Annotated in this window: 15 protein-coding genes; 1 reads left to right on the top strand and 14 read right to left on the bottom strand. The window is 48.0% G+C overall.

Going from position 1 to position 16809, the window contains the following annotated elements; genetic code table 11:
• Positions 1-4: 4 nt before the first annotated feature.
• From SB752_RS25090 to glmU, 10 genes are all read right to left on the bottom strand, one after another.
• A complete protein-coding gene (locus tag SB752_RS25090) occupies positions 5-1651 on the bottom strand; it encodes a putative polysaccharide biosynthesis protein (RefSeq protein WP_410718218.1) in 1647 nt (548 codons plus the stop codon).
• Positions 1652-1851: 200 nt separating this feature from the next.
• Positions 1852-2394, bottom strand: a complete 543-nt coding sequence (gene spoVT, locus SB752_RS25085) for a stage V sporulation protein T (RefSeq protein WP_410718217.1) — start codon at positions 2392-2394, stop codon at positions 1852-1854.
• A 246-nt stretch (positions 2395-2640) separates the two neighbouring features.
• Entirely contained in the window at positions 2641-3711 is a 1071-nt protein-coding gene (locus SB752_RS25080) for a peptidylprolyl isomerase (protein ID WP_410718216.1), read from the bottom strand.
• Positions 3712-3742: 31 nt separating this feature from the next.
• Positions 3743-7300, bottom strand: a complete 3558-nt coding sequence (gene mfd, locus SB752_RS25075) for a transcription-repair coupling factor (RefSeq protein WP_410718215.1) — start codon at positions 7298-7300, stop codon at positions 3743-3745.
• Positions 7301-7517: 217 nt separating this feature from the next.
• Complete coding sequence (locus SB752_RS25070) at positions 7518-7748, bottom strand: anti-sigma-F factor Fin (RefSeq protein ID WP_410718214.1); 231 nt, start codon at positions 7746-7748, stop codon at positions 7518-7520.
• 108 nt (positions 7749-7856) lie between these two features.
• On the bottom strand, positions 7857-8426 hold the full coding sequence (pth, locus tag SB752_RS25065; protein WP_410718213.1) for an aminoacyl-tRNA hydrolase: 570 nt from the start codon (positions 8424-8426) through the stop codon (positions 7857-7859).
• Between the two features lie 92 nt (positions 8427-8518).
• Positions 8519-9493, bottom strand: a complete 975-nt coding sequence (locus SB752_RS25060; protein WP_410718212.1) for a spermidine synthase — start codon at positions 9491-9493, stop codon at positions 8519-8521.
• Between the two features lie 135 nt (positions 9494-9628).
• Positions 9629-10252 (bottom strand): 50S ribosomal protein L25, encoded by a 624-nt coding sequence (locus SB752_RS25055; RefSeq protein WP_410718211.1) that lies wholly within the window; start codon positions 10250-10252, stop codon positions 9629-9631.
• Positions 10253-10343: 91 nt separating this feature from the next.
• Positions 10344-11294: a ribose-phosphate diphosphokinase gene (locus SB752_RS25050; protein WP_410718210.1), complete on the bottom strand. Its 951-nt coding sequence runs from the start codon at positions 11292-11294 to the stop codon at positions 10344-10346.
• A 22-nt stretch (positions 11295-11316) separates the two neighbouring features.
• Entirely contained in the window at positions 11317-12702 is a 1386-nt protein-coding gene (glmU, locus tag SB752_RS25045) for a bifunctional UDP-N-acetylglucosamine diphosphorylase/glucosamine-1-phosphate N-acetyltransferase GlmU (RefSeq protein ID WP_410718209.1), read from the bottom strand.
• Between the two features lie 195 nt (positions 12703-12897).
• On the opposite strand from glmU, the gene SB752_RS25040 reads away from it, so the two are divergent.
• A complete protein-coding gene (locus tag SB752_RS25040; RefSeq protein WP_410718208.1) occupies positions 12898-13914 on the top strand; it encodes a CobW family GTP-binding protein in 1017 nt (338 codons plus the stop codon).
• Between the two features lie 47 nt (positions 13915-13961).
• Here SB752_RS25040 and spoVG read toward each other — a convergent pair whose 3' ends face one another.
• The 4 genes from spoVG to ispE form a co-directional block, all read right to left on the bottom strand.
• Complete coding sequence (gene spoVG, locus SB752_RS25035; RefSeq protein ID WP_049742862.1) at positions 13962-14249, bottom strand: septation regulator SpoVG; 288 nt, start codon at positions 14247-14249, stop codon at positions 13962-13964.
• A 268-nt stretch (positions 14250-14517) separates the two neighbouring features.
• Positions 14518-14901 (bottom strand): RidA family protein, encoded by a 384-nt coding sequence (locus SB752_RS25030; RefSeq protein WP_410718254.1) that lies wholly within the window; start codon positions 14899-14901, stop codon positions 14518-14520.
• 7 nt (positions 14902-14908) lie between these two features.
• On the bottom strand, positions 14909-15742 hold the full coding sequence (gene purR, locus SB752_RS25025) for a pur operon repressor (RefSeq protein WP_103109815.1): 834 nt from the start codon (positions 15740-15742) through the stop codon (positions 14909-14911).
• Positions 15743-15797: 55 nt separating this feature from the next.
• Positions 15798-16676: a 4-(cytidine 5'-diphospho)-2-C-methyl-D-erythritol kinase gene (gene ispE / locus SB752_RS25020; protein WP_410718253.1), complete on the bottom strand. Its 879-nt coding sequence runs from the start codon at positions 16674-16676 to the stop codon at positions 15798-15800.
• Positions 16677-16809: the final 133 nt, after the last annotated feature.

Genomic DNA, 16809 nt, shown 5'->3' with positions numbered 1-16809 from the left:
TTATCTATCGTCTTTCCTTGGGAAGAAACTGAAACTTGGTTAAAAGCGCTGCAATACGTTTGCCTTTTGGTAAAAAGTGAATGTCAGCTCTCGTTAGGCCACCGGTTTTGAGAAGCGCCAGCAAATAGACGACAGCACCAGCCCCGACCGCGATCAGGCCAACAATGGTATGGAACAGTCGCTCCGAGCTGATGACTTTACCGAACAGAGAACTCGCTCCCCATTCTACAACCAGCACCACGACTGACATCATGATGACCGAGATGAATGGCTTCAGGGCTGTTTGACGCAGACCAATTTGTGCTCCGGAATACTTTTTCACCGCAAGCACATTGAGGCCCATGGCAACCAAATACGCGAGCACCGTGGACAATGCCGCTCCCGCAATTCCCCAAAAAGGAACGAGCGCTAGATTGAGGACAAGCTTAACAACTACCCCGATAAACAAATTGCGCGCAGGTCGCATCACCCGGCCCATTCCTTGCAAAATTCCTGCACTCGCAATACTGAGCGTCGCAAAAATAATCGTGAACGACTGGATCGCAAGTGCCTGTGTTCCTTTATCATCTCCATAGAGCATCACGTTGATTGGCTCAGCCAGCAGCGCGAGGCCAAAGGAGGCTGGGAGACCTAGCAAAAACGTAAGACGAATGGCAACCTCAGCCCGGTTGGCAATCAGCTTGTTTTGCCGTTGCGCCGCCGCTTCACTAATAGCTGGAACCAATGCCAATGAAAGCGATGTGGCAAAGAACGTTCCAAACTGAATGAGCGGCTGCCCGCGGTCAAACGCACCTTTTGCCAGCTTGGCCAAATCCTCATGCATACCGCTCCACTGGAGCATGTTTACGACGGTCACCGAGTCTACCAGAGGAATAAGCGGCAGCACCAATGCGCCCATACAGATGGGTAGCGCATAATACAACAAGCTCTGTAGTACCTGACGATTCGTCCACGCACTTACACCTGACGACTGTACTTGCGTCGTAGCAATCGGAAGCAGGTTATGCTTGTCCTTTTTCCAATACCACAGCAATACGAGAACAGCAGCCACCCCACCAGGGAATGCCGCAAATACTGCACCTGTTCCCGCCAAATAAGCATCCTGATACACACTCATTGCCCAAACCGCGGACAATAAAATAAATACAACACGAATTAACTGCTCAGCTACCTGTGAAACACCTGTAGGCATCATATTCTGATGTCCCTGAAAATAACCTCGTAAAATAGCTGCCATCGGAACTAACGGTAACGACCATGCGACCGCGCGAAGCGGTGTAGTCAAATGCTGATCGCCCATAAACGTGGCAATTAGAGGGGCTCCCGTATACAACAGGAGAAAGAAAAAGAAGCCGAGGATCACGAGCGAAATACTGGCTACGCGAAATGCCCTGCGCGCGCCAATTACATCGCCGACTGCCACTCGCTCCGAGACGATTTTGGAGATGGCAATCGGAAAACCTGCGGTCGCCAAAATCAGGAGGGTGGTATATAGCGGGTACACTTGCATGTATACGTACAGACCGATGTCACCGGCAATGTTTTGGTACGGAATGCGGTATACTGCGCCCAACAGTTTGGAGACAAGACCGGCAACCCCGAGAATCGCGGCGCCTTTCACAAATTGTACAGATGCCTTTTCTTGACCCATGTGCGTGAAATTTCTCCTCTCCAACCAGAAACTTCGTCCATTATACCATTAGAAAACTTGGCTTTGCCAAGCCTATTGGCGCAGGCAGGGCCTTAGTTGCACTTATACTATCATCCTTATAATTTTTATAGTCTGATAGTACATGGAAAAGGCAACAAGAAAAACAGCCCCGACATGCGAGGCTGCTTCTTTTTACACACCTATTGCTCCATCTGTTTGGCGAGGAATCCGGCTGCTGTTTCCGCCATTTTCATCTCCAAGTCGCCCATCTTGGTGGACTCATTCTTATTGAGGAGAATGACCGACCCGATTGGATCGCCGCCAGCCACGATAGGAGCTACCACGAATGATCCATACGTCTCATTCATGTCGCGACAAATCTCATACGATCCTGCATTTTTCTCCAGGCGTGTTTTTCTTTCCTCCAAGCTCTTTTCCACAATGCTGCCAATTGCCTTTTCCAGATATTCCTTTTTTGACGCACCCGATACGGCAATCACGCTGTCCCTGTCCGAAATCAATACGGTATGATTCATGCTCTCATAGAGAGAGTCAGCGTATTCTTTTGCGAAATCTCCCAGTTCTCCAATTGGCGAATACTTCTTGAGAATGACTTCTCCGTCACGGTCCACAAAAATCTCAAGCGGGTCGCCTTCACGAATGCGCAGTGTACGACGAATCTCCTTGGGAATCACGACCCTGCCGAGGTCGTCAATTCGACGAACGATACCAGTTGCTTTCATGTCATGTTGCCTCGCTTTCCCTGAGAAGTGGGTAGTGAAATGAAATAGTGTTGGTTGGTTAGCTGTATTTTTTCCTGAAATTCTAATTTTAACTATGCGTGACGGCTGAAATTTTTACCAGATTGTTTCAGTTACTCTCCCCCGGGTGGTAGCGAGTGATTATAGTATTTGCCCATGCTTCAAGAATATGCGAGAAAACGAAAAAACAGGGAAATTTGCTTCCCTGTTTTTAAGTGAGCCTATTTATTACTTTGCCGCTGGGTGTTTTGCTTCAGGAACGTTGTACTTGGTAATAAGCTTGTCCAGCTCGGTTTTGCCAAATTCATCGTACCCTTTTTCCAGTGCACTTGCACGGAGCTGGTCTTTCATTTCGTCAAACGTTTTTTCTTTGCGGTTCTCTACCTTGATGATGTGGTAACCATAGTCCGTTTTAACTGGTGGTCCCACTTCTCCAACTTTTTGTGCCAGGGATGCCTCTTTGAACTCAGGCACCCACCCAGTTACATCAGCATTTTCATACAGGCCGCCCGTTTCCTTGCTGCCTGGATCATCCGTAAATTCCTTCGCAAGCTTTGCAAAGTCCTCACCTTTTTTCAGGCGAGCTTCCAGATCGTTAGCCAGCTTCAATGCTTCCTCTGGCGTACGTTTTTCGGTGGAGATCAAGATATGACGGACAGAAGCAGTCGTACGGGACGCTTTATCCATGCTGTCATAAATTGGCTTCAACTTAGCATCGTTAATGTCCTTTTTCAGCACATTGATCGAGTCGTTGATGAGCGCCATTTGGTTAATAACCTTTTCCTTGGTTACTCCTTGGCCCTCAATCAGCTTGGTAAACTTCGCTTCGTCTTTACCCAAAAAGCCCATGTACTGGCCTTTGATTTTCTCAAAGGTTTTTTCCGCCATATCCTTGGACTCTTTTTGGATCGCAGCATCAGCGCGGGAAGCCAAAATCTTAGTCGCTGTATACTCACGGGCAAAAGCTTTCAGCGCATCATTGTCAGCAATCTCAATCATGCCGCCTTGTTGAGGATTCATGAAGTTGATAACACGCAAAAACTCTTCATACTCCTGACCTGTTACGGTTCCTCCCTGATACTCAACTACCACTGCCTTAGGATCTACCGTGAACGGCAAAGTCAGTTTAGGAAATTGAGTCAATGGATCATTGGCATCTGCTGCCTGATTCCCATTTTGGCCATCTGTCTGATTTGCTGGTGGTTGGTTAGACTGCGCATTTTCTTCCGCTTTTCCGCATCCGGTCATGAGTGCCACGACCAATACAGCCGAAGATAAAATGGCTACAGAACGTTTCATAATTAAGGTTCTCCCTTCCTGGCAGGCCCACTCATTTGTCTAGGACATAGGGCTCTTTCGTACCAGTGTCTCGACGCACCTGATCAAATTGACGCAGCAGCTTTTCAACCAACTGCACGCCTTCGTCTTCTCTTAACCCTTTTACTTTAACAGCAATGGTGATCTGTTGTCCACCCGAGAGCCCTACTCTTCGGCTCCAACTACTGGCAAGAGCAAACAAGGCTCCTCCATCAATGTTGTTGTTTTGGCTAGGATGCAGAATCAGCTTGATTTCATCCGGGTTCTTTTGACTAATTTCCGTAATGTGGTGCTCAAGGGCATATACGCGCAATCTGGAAATGGTCAGGAGATTATCAACCGGCTTTGGTACAGGGCCGAAGCGATCGAGCAGCTCTTCTGCCAGATCATCGACATCCTCCAGCGAAGAAACAGCCACAAATTTTTTGTACATTTCAATTTTTTGCCTGCTATCTGTAATGTACAGCGAAGGAATATACGCATCCAGCTGCAGATTGATTTCCACAGGTGTGACAATTTCCTGCTTGACCTCGCCTTTCAGCTCATCGATCGCTTCCTTGAGCATCTGGCTGTACAAATCAAATCCGACTGTGTTGATAAAGCCATGCTGTTCTGCACCGAGCAAATTACCCGCACCGCGAATCGACAAGTCGCGCATGGCGATCTTGAAGCCGGAGCCAAGCTCGGTAAACTCCTTGATGGCCTGAAGACGCTTTTCTGCTACCTCTGTCAGTACCTTATCACGCTGGTACGTAAAATAGGCATACGCGATCCGATTGGAACGACCGACCCGACCGCGCAGCTGATACAGCTGGGACAAGCCCATTTTGTCAGCATTGTAGATAATCAGCGTGTTTACATTCGGGATGTCCACACCTGTCTCAATAATGGTCGTACTAACCAAAACGTCAAAGTTGCCCTCTAAAAAGTCGAGAATGACGCCCTCCAGCTCGCTTTCATTCATCTGTCCATGCGCTACCGCGATACGTGCATCAGGAACCAGCATGGAAATCTGCTCTGCCATTTGTTCGATTCCCTGTACCTGATTGTACAGGAAGAACACTTGACCATCGCGGGCGAGCTCCCGTTCAATCGCTTCACGCACCAGAGCCGGACTGTAATCCATCACATAGGTTTGCACCGGGAAACGATTTTCTGGAGGCGTTTCGATAACAGACAGGTCACGAACTCCCAGCATGGACATGTGCAAGGTCCGTGGAATCGGCGTCGCTGTAAGCGTCATAACATCGACATTGGTTTTGATCTGCTTCAGCTTTTCCTTGTGACTTACACCAAAGCGCTGCTCTTCATCCACGATGAGCAGACCAAGCTCGCGGAAATGCAGGTCTTTGGACAGCAAGCGATGCGTACCGATGACGACATCAACTATGCCTTCCTTTAGTCCCTTCAAGGTAGCATTCTGTTCTTTACGTGAACGGAAACGACTCAAAACCTCAACCCGAATCGGATATTCAGAGAACCGCTCGCGGAATGTTTCGTAATGCTGCTGTGCCAGAATCGTTGTCGGCACAAGAACAGCTACCTGCTTGCCGTCCATGACTGCCTTAAAGGCTGCACGAATCGCTACTTCAGTTTTTCCGTAGCCTACGTCCCCACACACTAGACGATCCATCGGACGCTTTCGTTCCATGTCTGACTTAACCTCTGAAATGGCTCGCAGCTGGTCTGGCGTCTCCTGGTACGGGAACATCGACTCAAACTCACGCTGTTCAGTCGTATCCACTGAAAAGGAATGGCCTACTGCCGCTTCCCGCGATGCATACAGCTTGATCAAATCCTCAGCAATGTCTTTGACCGAGGATTGTACCTTGTTTTTGACACGCTTCCACTCACTGCCGCCCAGGCTATAAATTTTGGGAGTAGCCTCTTCACTCGCCACGTACTTCTGGACATGGTCGATCTGATCAATCGGAACAAACAGACTGTCACCCGCAGCGTATTGAATATGAAGATAATCTTTATGAATTCCGAGTATTTCCTTGGTTTCAATTCCAAGGTATTTTCCAATACCGTGATTGACGTGCACGACGTAATCGCCCGGTTTTAACTCCAGGTAGTTCTTGATCCGCTCGGCGTTGTTCATCGTTTGCTGTACTTTGCGAGCCTTGCGCTGCTTCGCTGTAAATACCTCGCCCTCCGTGATGACGACAAGCTTATTCAAGGGAAGCTCAAATCCGGTTTGCAGGTTGCCCAAAATGATGGTTGGACGTCCCGGTGGCACCGTTTCTACTGCATCTCCAAGTACATCTGCTTCCATCTCATAATCGTGCAGAACGCGCTCCAGTCTTTTGGCACGCTCCATGTCTGCTGCTACAAACACGATCTGATCCTGTGACTTTTTCCAACGAGCCAGCTCCGTTTTGAGCACGTTCATTTGCCCATGGAAATTTTGCATCGTGCGACAGGTCAGATTGACGATATTTTGCGGCTGTGTCTTCGGGGATTGTCTCAGGAACAGGGACAAGTAAACGATCTGCCGCTTTTTGGTCATCACGATATCTTCGTACGTACGAGACAGGCTGAGATTGGCCATATACTCACCCTGAATGATTCTGCCTGTGAGCCACTCTGCTTCTTCCTTTTGCAATTGAGCAGACGTATCCAAAACGCGAGAAGGCTCGTCAATAATGAGAAGAGTTTCCGCTGGCATGTAAGACAGAAGTGTATCCTCGGTAGGATATATCACCGAAATGTATGAATAAAGCTGAGGGAAACGCTGCCCCTGGCTCATTTTCTCCACATCTGTCCCGATGCGCTCGACTACTTTTTCCTTGGCGCCGCCATCCTTTAGTTTGGCAACGGTTTCACCGAGCTTTTGTTCTAAGCGCACAGCGGATTCTTGAAGCAACGGCGTCGACGCAAACATTTCTTTTGCCGGGCCAAGGACATACGTCTGTACGGATTCCAAAGAGCGCTGGGAAAGCATGTCAAATGTACGGATCGAGTCGATTTCCACATCAAACAGCTCGATTCGCACAGGCCATTCAGAATCGATCGGATATAGGTCAATAATCCCGCCGCGGACGCTCAATTCTCCTTTGCGCTCAACCATATCAACGCGGTCGTAGCCAAGCTCAATACAACGCAGCAAAAAGGCTTCAATGTCCAGCTCTTCACCGACAGTGAGCTTGATCTGTGCTTCCTTCCAAACCTGTGGTGGCACCACTAACCGCCGCAAGCCTGCGAACGGAGCAACCAAAAAACCCGTAAAGCCCTGGGCCAAACGGTTGAACACATGAATTCTTTGCGCCAGCATCTCTGGACTGGCCACGGCAAGCTCTGAACCTATTAGCTCGTTGCCTGGGTAGAGCAATACTTGATCGGGGTCAACTAGCTCGATCAAATCTTCATATACTTTTTGCGCTTGGTACATGTTATGGGTCACAACACAAACTGGGCGATCAGTCATCTGTTTCACTGCCGCCATAAGCGTCTGTCTGGCTGAGCCTGCCAAACCAGAGATAAGCTGTTCGTGTAGTCCCTTTTCCAGACCAGCCACGATCGTCCCGACATTTGTGTCCTGTTTCATCGGGTTAATGATGACTTGCATTCACTAATCCCCTCTCTCATTCTTCTCGGGTAAAAACCTCTACCAGGACTATTCATGGCAAGGTGTTTGTGTGTAGCTTAAAAGTTGTTACGCATTTCAGAAAGTTTACCTAGAGACGATTCTTCATGATGACCGAATCGGTCGACCATGCGAAAAGAAGCCTTAGCTCCCCAAGCTAAGACCTTGTCAGTGCAAGCGTTCCGAAAAGGGTATCCACTTATTGAAGCGGGCTTCCAACTAACGAAAGCTCTGGATTATGATTCAGCGCTTCACGGCAATAATCGCACGTAATGCTGACAACCGTATCTCCACTTTGTTCTCTCGATATTATAAGAGCACGTTCCTCTGGGGTCAAGGAATCAAACCCGAGCTGCGCTTCAGTCACTTGTGATTCATCAAATTCGGCAATCTTCATCCCGCAACAACGACACGTATATCGTATGCTCATGTATATGCCACCCCCATACTGTTCATATCGCTTAGTATGGACTTTTCGATGGGAAATCATACTAGAGGCACACGATCGTTGTGCGAGTGCTTGAGTCATTCGTGCATGTTATTTTTTCAAGCTGTTATATTGATTCATCACTTTTATAAACGGCTCTCTTGTCCACATGGCGGCCGCATCTGCTGCAAGTGTAACAGCCTCGTTAATGTTTTCCTTCTCCGCAGCCGGGAATGCTTGCAGCACATAATCACTGACGCTTCTTCCGGGCTCTGGACGGTTGATTCCTACCTTTATCCGTTTGAAATCCTGCGTACCCAAATGTGCAATCATGGATTTAATGCCATTGTGTCCACCTGCACTTCCTTTTTCCCGCAAGCGCAGCTGTCCGGTCGGCAAATCAAGATCATCAAAAATGACGACCAAATCGTCCGGGATCAGCTTGTAAAATTTCATAATTTCTGCGACCGATTCACCAGACAGGTTCATGTATGTTTGAGGCTTAACGAGAAGAACCTTCTCTCCTTCCAGTCTCCCCTCGCCAACGAGCGCACGAAACTTGTTTTGCGTAACAGGGATACCCCATTTCTCGCTAATCTTATCTATGGCCATAAATCCAGCATTATGTCTTGTATCCTCATATTTTTTGCCAGGGTTGCCCAATCCGATGATCACTTTCACTCTGCTTCCCTCCTAATCTCCCCTCATTGTACTAGAATGCTGATCTGAACAAAAGAAAAAGCCCCATCTGAAGTGGAGCTATAAAAGACGTGCTAATCCGTTTCATCCTCGATTAACGCCAATACCTGATTGCTATCCGTTTGAATTTCATCCTCTTCCCAATATTTTGCGTATCCATAACGGATGTGGAACATATCTTTTAACCTTGCGGGATTCAGGTAACGGTTGGGTACGGAAATTCGCACCTCTGCCGCTGAAATAGGTCTGGTGGCGGCCACCATGAATCCCCAATCCTCTTCGTGCTCCACAATCAAGTCGAAATGGTAAGGCAATACGGAAAAACCTGCGGCTTTAAGCGTTGCTTGAATGGTCCAAAAATATTCGGGCATGGCAGACAGGACTGAGCAGGCAATGCCCACGATTCCTCCTGGATTCAAACGCTCCTGCAACAGTCTGTAAAATTCCCAGCTGTATAGACGCCCCAGCGAGAGGCTGTTCATCGTCGGTTCAGGAAGATCCAGAATAATCGCATCCCACTTTTCATCGTTCGCCTCAAGAAAAGCTCTGCCGTCTGCTACTACCGTACATACCTTGGGATGATTCAATGAGCCTTGATTGAATTTGACCAGCGGCTCCAGTGTCTTCCCGAACTCCATCATCACTGGGTCTATGTCGACAACGGTAATCTCTTTGACATCCGGATACCGAAGCACTTCCCTTGTCGTAATACCACCACCTGCACCAACGAGCAGAACGCGATCACGTTTCTTTGCCAAAGACAAAGGCACATGAACCAGCGCTTCCCCGTACATGTCCTCATCATCGGTCGTACCGAACATGACATATCCGTTTGCATACACTAACATTTGGTCATTGTGCTCAACCAGTGCGACTTTTTGAAAAGGCGTTTGAACCTTGCGCAGAACACGATAAGGCCCATCTGGTTGTTCATCCTTGGAAACGTACTGTCTGAGGATTCCGAGCCAATACCGCACGTAAATCCAAACCAGCGCCCCTACAGCCAGTGCAATACCTGCACCCGATGCCATCCACAAAAGCTTGTCCATACCTGTCTCGATTCCACCCTCTCCTAGTGTATATAGTCAAGGTATGAAACCGGTTCGTCTTTTGCGTGGATACCTGTCCCTGGGGGAACAAGAAAAAGGCTCAGAGCTGTACATCTGAGCCTTCTACCTGATATTCTATACTTTTTTTGCCTGTTCTGTTGTAGCCTCTGCCTGCTCCGCTACCTCTGCAGCGGCATGCTGTGCTTCGATGGACTCCTCTGACTTGGCTTTGACCGGCAGTACACTGATCAGCACTTCCGTAGAATCCAGCCCCAGCTCAACACCAGGTGGAATTTGCAAATCACTGACCAGTACGACATCACCAATATTGAACCCATCCACATCTACTGTAAATGATTCCGGGATGTTTCCTGGCAAGCAGCTTACCTCTACACTATGGCGGATGAGTGTTGCGACCCCCAGCTCCGGATCTCCTGTCATGAGGACCGGAACAGTCGTATGGATCTTTTCATTCATGTTAATCTTCTTAAAGTCGGCATGCAGGATGTTCCCCATTAATGGGTGGCGCTGCAGCTCGTACACCATCACATCATGTGCGTTGCCATCTACGCTTAATCGAAAAGGTTTGTTCGTCGCCTGATGGCGCAGAGCAGCATCCAGATCCTTGCCCAAGACTTGGATGGTCTGATTGCCCATATCGCTGCCGTAAACAATAGCAGGTACCCACCCATTTCTCCGCAATGTCTTGACGGTGTTACCCGTGTCTAGCGTGCGTGATTGTGCCTGTATCGCTTCCACAAAAAAACCTCCTTAAGACCGCTAGTAAAAGTTTCCTCTCTAGCTTGTCCATCGGAGGTTTATTTCAATCCCCTAAAAGGGGAAGGCTTGATTAATCAAACAGCTTGCTTACAGACAGCTCTTCGTGAACACGAATAATCGCTTCACCAATGATTGGTGCAACGGACAGAACCGTAATTTTATCAATGATTTGTTCATCTGTCAGCGGAATCGAGTTGGTTACGATCAGCTCGCGAATTTTCGAGTTAGCGATACGCTCGATTGCTGGTCCAGACAGAACAGGATGCGTGCAGCATGCATAAACATCACGAGCACCTGCCTCTACCAGTGCATTGGCAGCGAGTGTGATGGTTCCAGCTGTGTCGATGATATCGTCAATGATGATTGCGGTTTTGCCTTCGATGTTCCCTACGATATTCATAACCTCAGCTACATTTGGCTCAGGACGACGCTTGTCAATAATGGCGATTGGCGCTTCCAGACGTTCTGCCAGTTTCCGGGCACGAGTAACCCCACCATGGTCAGGAGATACAACCACGATGTCCGACAGACCTTTTTCAGAGAAGTGTTTACCCAGAATTGGTACTCCCAGCAGGTGATCCACAGGGATGTCGAAAAATCCTTGGATTTGTGTAGCATGCAAGTCCATTGTAATGACACGTTGTGCCCCTGCCGTTTCGATCAGATTAGCAACCAGCTTGGCAGTGATCGGATCACGCGCGCGAGCCTTGCGATCTTGGCGAGCATAGCCGTAGTATGGAATTACTACGTTGATGCTTTTTGCAGAAGCGCGTTTGAGTGCGTCCACCATTACCAAAAGCTCCATCAGGTGTTCATTAACGGGAGCAGACGTTGGCTGAATAACAAATACGTCACAACCGCGAACGCTTTCATTCAATTTGATTTGGCATTCGCCATCACTAAAGCGCACTGCTTGTGCGTTTCCGAGCGGTACACCAATGTGTTCAGCGATTTCTTTTGCCAGTTCCGGGTTTGCGTTGCACGTAAATACCTTCAGTTTTGGGTCGCGGTAGTTAGCCATGATCTTCTCTTAGAACCTCCCGTTATGATTGCTTTTTGCCCTTGCGAGGCATTTTGCTAGCGTAGTCTAATTTATTTACCTGACGCTCACGTGCGATCGCAAGCGCATTATCTGGTACATCCTGATTGATTGTCGAACCTGCAGCAACGTACGCATTTTGTCCCACAGTGACTGGAGCAACCAAGTTGGTATTGCAACCAATGAAAGCTCCATCCTGCACGATTGTTTTATGCTTGACTGCACCGTCGTAATTGACAGTAATCGTTCCGCAGCCAATATTGACACCGTCTCCAATTTCCGCATCACCTACGTAGCTAAGATGAGGGACCTTGGTACCGTCACCAATTTTTGCATTTTTCAATTCTACGAAATCGCCGACCTTGGCATTGCGCCCGATCTGTGTTCCCGGACGAATGTAGGCATATGGACCAATCGTAGTTTCTGCATCGACACTTGCGTCAACCATGACAGAATACGTAATGGAAACACCATCAGCCAATTCGACATTGGTCAAATCGACTTGTGGACCGATGACGCAATCTGCACCAATGGTTGTCCGTCCGCGCAAGTGTGTACCCGGCTCGATTACGGTATCCGATCCGATGATGACATCCGCCTCGATGTACGTAGAGGAAGGATCAATAATCGTCACACCATTGCGCATGTGAGTTGCCGCAATACGCTTACGCATGTATGCCTCGGCTTCAGACAGCTGCACGCGATCGTTGACACCCATCGTTTCATCCGGGTCCTTCGCTTCGAATGCTACTACCTTTTCACCAGCATCGCGTAAAATGGCCACACAGTCTGTTACATAGTATTCACCTTGCACGTTGTCATTTTTCACTTCCGCCAAGGCTTTCCATAATTTTCGGTTGTCATAACAGTATATTCCGGTATTAATCTCGCGGACCGCCCTTTCCTCATCGGAGGCGTCCTTATGTTCCACGATTCGCAATACTTCGCCCGACTCATTCCGCACGATACGCCCATAACCAGTAGGATCAGGAAGCACGGCTGTCAGAACGGTCGCCGCCGCTTGCTGCTTTTCGTGATAGCTAAGCAAATCGGACAACGTCTGTGCAGACAAGAGAGGGACATCTCCGTACAAAAGAAACGTAGTGCCTTCTTTATCTTGTAAAAACGGCGCTGCCTTCGAAACGGCATGTGCCGTTCCCAACTGTTCTTCTTGCAGTGCATAAGTGATGTCCTCGCCTAGTTTGGCGCGGACTGTGTCAGCACCATGACCTACGACGACAACGATTTCCTCAACCTGCATGTTGCCAAGCGTATCCACTACATGCTGGACCATTGGCTTACCGCACACAGGGTGCAAAACCTTGTACAGCTTCGATTTCATCCGTGTACCCTGACCAGCTGCCAGAACCACGGCATGGATCTTAGACATGTCAACCCTCCATCGTAGAAGTTCCACAATGACTATATCTTAATCATATGTGGATTTCAAGACACTCGATGCAGGATTCTCACTGTTTCCCTGATCTTTCCTGAAAGTTAGCCATATAACGGAAAACATTTAATTTTCTGATAAAAGTGTGATATATTGATGGGCGAAAGGGGTTTTTAGAGGAGGTAGGAATACATGAATGCTCAGGTTTACTTACTGACTGGATATTTGGGAAGCGGAAAAACTACACTTTTGCAAAAATTACTTACTCATCTGCAGCAGCAGAATGACAAGGTTGTGGTCCTGATGAACGAAATGGGTGAGGAAGATATTGACGGAGAACAACTGCAAGGTTTTGGCTTTCCTGTAAAAAAATTATTGGACGGCTGCATCTGTTGCTCCATCCAAGGGGAATTGACGGAGGGGTTAAAAGAAATTCTCCAATCACTTGCTCCCGATCGCATCCTCATTGAAACGACTGGTGTCGCAGACCCGATTGATGTGGTCGATGCGCTGACTCACCCAGAATTGTATGATCGACTGCAACTCTGCGGAATCGTAAGTGTCGTAGACGCTTCTCGCTTCCTGGAGCTCAATTCTCGTTTTGCCTCTACAAGCACTTTGGTCAAAACCATCCGTAACCAAGTCAAATACGCAGACTTGCTCCTATTAAATAAAATTGATCTGACCACACCCGAGGTTCTTCAAAAAGTGGAGCAAAAATTGAAAGAACTAAATCCACTTGCTCCAATCCATCAGGCCATCCAAAGCGACATGAACCTGGAGAGCCTATTATCAGTCGAACGTCTGGTGAAATCGTACACGAAAGACAGTGATCCCGAAAAAATGGTACCCGTACAAAAAACAATTGGACGACTCTCTCCCATGGACAAACTCAAGCAGTCGCTGGGTCTAAGGACGAGCAAGCCATCTCTTTACAATAGTATCGACAGTTTTTCCTACCAGTTCACCGGTCCGGTCCATGCTGAAAAATTTGAGAACTTTCTTTATGCTTTGCCGAAAAGCGTCTATCGTGCAAAAGGGTACGTTCTTTTTCACGGCAAAGAGGAGCTTATTTCTTTTCAGCATACAGATAATCAGGTTCATCTGTTTCCGTTTGAAAACTTTGGCCCTAAGATGGTAGCCGTCTTCATCGGTGAGGGAATGGATCAGGAAAAAATCTTGAACGATCTAAAAGATTGCTACGTGTAACGGACGCCGAAGCACCCTGCCGGTAAGGGACAGGGTGCTTTGTTTGGTTATGCACCAGCTTCGATGGTGCTTTCTTCTTCTTGACCTACGCGTTCGTACTCATTTAATACTGCCGCTTGGATTTTTTCTCGAGTAGTCGAGGAAATCGGGTGCGCGATATCACGGAATTCTCCATCCGGTGTACGCTTGCTCGGCATGGCTACAAACATGCCATTGTTCCCGTCAATGACACGGATATCATGAACCACGAATTCATGGTCGATTGTAATGGATGCAATCGCTTTCATCCTACCATCCGTATTCACTCGGCGAAGTCTTACGTCTGTAACTTCCATCTAGTTCACTCCCTTTATCTATGAAACGCGTTTAGGAGTATTTCCACCCTCTGGGTAAATATTCCTGCTAATCTTATGCAAATTTTTATAAAATATATAAAATTATTCATATCATTGAGCATATTTACGAGATAACTTTAAGACTACGGTCATAAAAACACAAAAAACAGCCCAATGCTCGAACACGCATCAGGCTGTTTTCTATTTTCACTGCCTTTTCCACTAAAAAGCGGTCGCTCTCCATGAGCAGGCAACGATATAGATTTTTTTATGCTTCTAAATAGGCAACGATTTCAATTTCTACTTTCACGTCACGCGGCAGACGCGCAACCTCTACAGTAGAACGAGCTGGCTTATGGTCGCCAAAATACTGACCGTACACTTCGTTCAGCTGGCCAAAATCGTTCATGTCTTTAATAAACACAGTTGCTTTCACTACATTGGACAAGCTTCCGCCTGCTTCTGCCAATACAGCTTGGATGTTCGTAAAAACTTGATGAGCCTGCGTTGCGATGTCGCCTTCTACCAGCGTACCGTCTGGACGAAGCGGGATTTGTCCGGATGCAAACAAGAACGGACCTACCTTTGCCGCTTGGCTGTAAGGACCAATTGCTGCTGGAGCCTTGTCAGTTGAAACAAAAGAGATTGCCATCATTCATCTACTCCCCTCTATTTTCAAAAAAGCTGCCTAGCTCAATTTCTATCTGCTTGCCCTTGATGTCCACATCCTGCAGCTTGGCAAGTGAAACATAATCATCAACCAGACGCTCAGACACGTCGGCCGTAGTTTCCACCAGAACGCCACATCCAACTACCGTAGCACGGAATTCCTGCAACAGATCGATCATGCCCCGCAGCGTACCGCCTGCCTTCATGAAGTCGTCCACAATCAGCACACGCGATTGCTCAGCCAGAGCACGTCTCGCCAGTGACATGGTTTGAATCCGCTTACTGGAACCTGATACATAATTGATGCTCACAACTGAACCTTCCGTTACCTTGTTGTCACGGCGCACAATCACCACTGGAACGTTCAGGAACATAGCCGTCGCATATGCAAGCGGAATTCCTTTCGTTTCCACGGTCATGACGACATCTACATTTTTTTCTGCATAAGCCGTCGCAAAAATCTTGCCGATCTGTGACATCGTAGACGGATTTCCAAGAATGTCGGACATGTACAGGTATCCACCTGGCAACAGTCTCTCCGGGTTAGCCAGATGAACCATCAGATCACGAATAAACTGAAGGGCCTCGTCCGTTTTGACCTGAGGAATAAACTTTACTCCCCCTGCCGCCCCCGCCACCGTCTTCAACAAGCCTACACCTTGGACTTCAAACGCTTCCTTGATGATAGACAAGTCCTCACTAATAGATGATTTCGCCGCCCCGTATTGTTCGGCAAACAAAGTAAGAGGAGTCAGTGTGTGGGGATGAGCAAGCAAGTGCTGCGTCATGTCGACCAGACGCGCACTTCTGCGCAATTTCTTCATGGCTCTTCCTCCAAAACCGAATATTATGGTGCTAATGTATCATTTCCATACGGGTTCATGCAAGCACTTCCCCTTCACCGGCGCCTAACATTCGGACAACATACACATCTTTGACGAATCCACGCAAGGCATTATAGATGCGATGCACTTTGGCTTCCTTTTGTACAAGGGCAAATACAGTCGGTCCACTGCCCGACATCAGGACTCCATCTGCTCCTGACGCAATCATGAGCTCTTTGATTTGCCGTACCTGTGGATGCATGGATAACGTTACATTTTCGAGCACATTCCCAAGCGAATGGCACATCAGGGAGAAATCTTGTCTCTCGATGGCTTGAAGCATCTGCTTCGTTGGTGGATGGTTAGTAATCTCCTGTACACGCAAATTGCCGTATACGTCTGGAGTCGATACACCAATCGGCGGCTTGGCGAGAATGACCCAGCACGGAGCTGGCGTCCCTAGATGCGTGATTCTCTCTCCACGCCCTTTTGCTAGCGCTGTGCCTCCATAAACGCAGAATGGCACATCAGAGCCGATCTCTGCACCTAATACAGCCAGCTCGTCTATCGTCAGCCCGAGCTTCCACAATTGATTCAATCCGCGCAACGTGGCAGCAGCATCACTGCTTCCACCTGCCAAACCGGCAGCGACGGGTATTTGTTTGTCGATATACATGTGTACGCCCTGGCGCACCTGATAGCGTTCTTTCATAAGGACTGCCGCTTTATACGCATGGTTGCGAATATCATCTGGTACAAAGCTGGCAGAACAGTCCAGCGTAATCTCACCATCTTCGCGTAGGGTCAGATCTACACGATCAGCCAAGTCTACGGTAGTCATCACCATTTCCACTTCGTGATAACCGTCCGGCCGTTTGGCAAGCACGTCAAGAGTCAAGTTGATTTTGGCCGGAGCTTTGACCGAGATACGCACGTTGTTCACCTCTGCCCACTTTCTCAATTTCCTAGTTCCCTATTGTAGCATAGGGATTCTCTTCCATGCCACTTGATCAACCAAAAAGAATATGTTGGCAACGATAAGGCGAAAAATTCGAAAAAGCGGCACT

The organism is Brevibacillus sp. SIMBA_040 (assembly GCF_046535075.1).
Classification (GTDB): Bacteria; Bacillota; Bacilli; order Brevibacillales; family Brevibacillaceae; genus Brevibacillus.
This window is presented reverse-complemented; position numbering and strand designations above follow the sequence as displayed.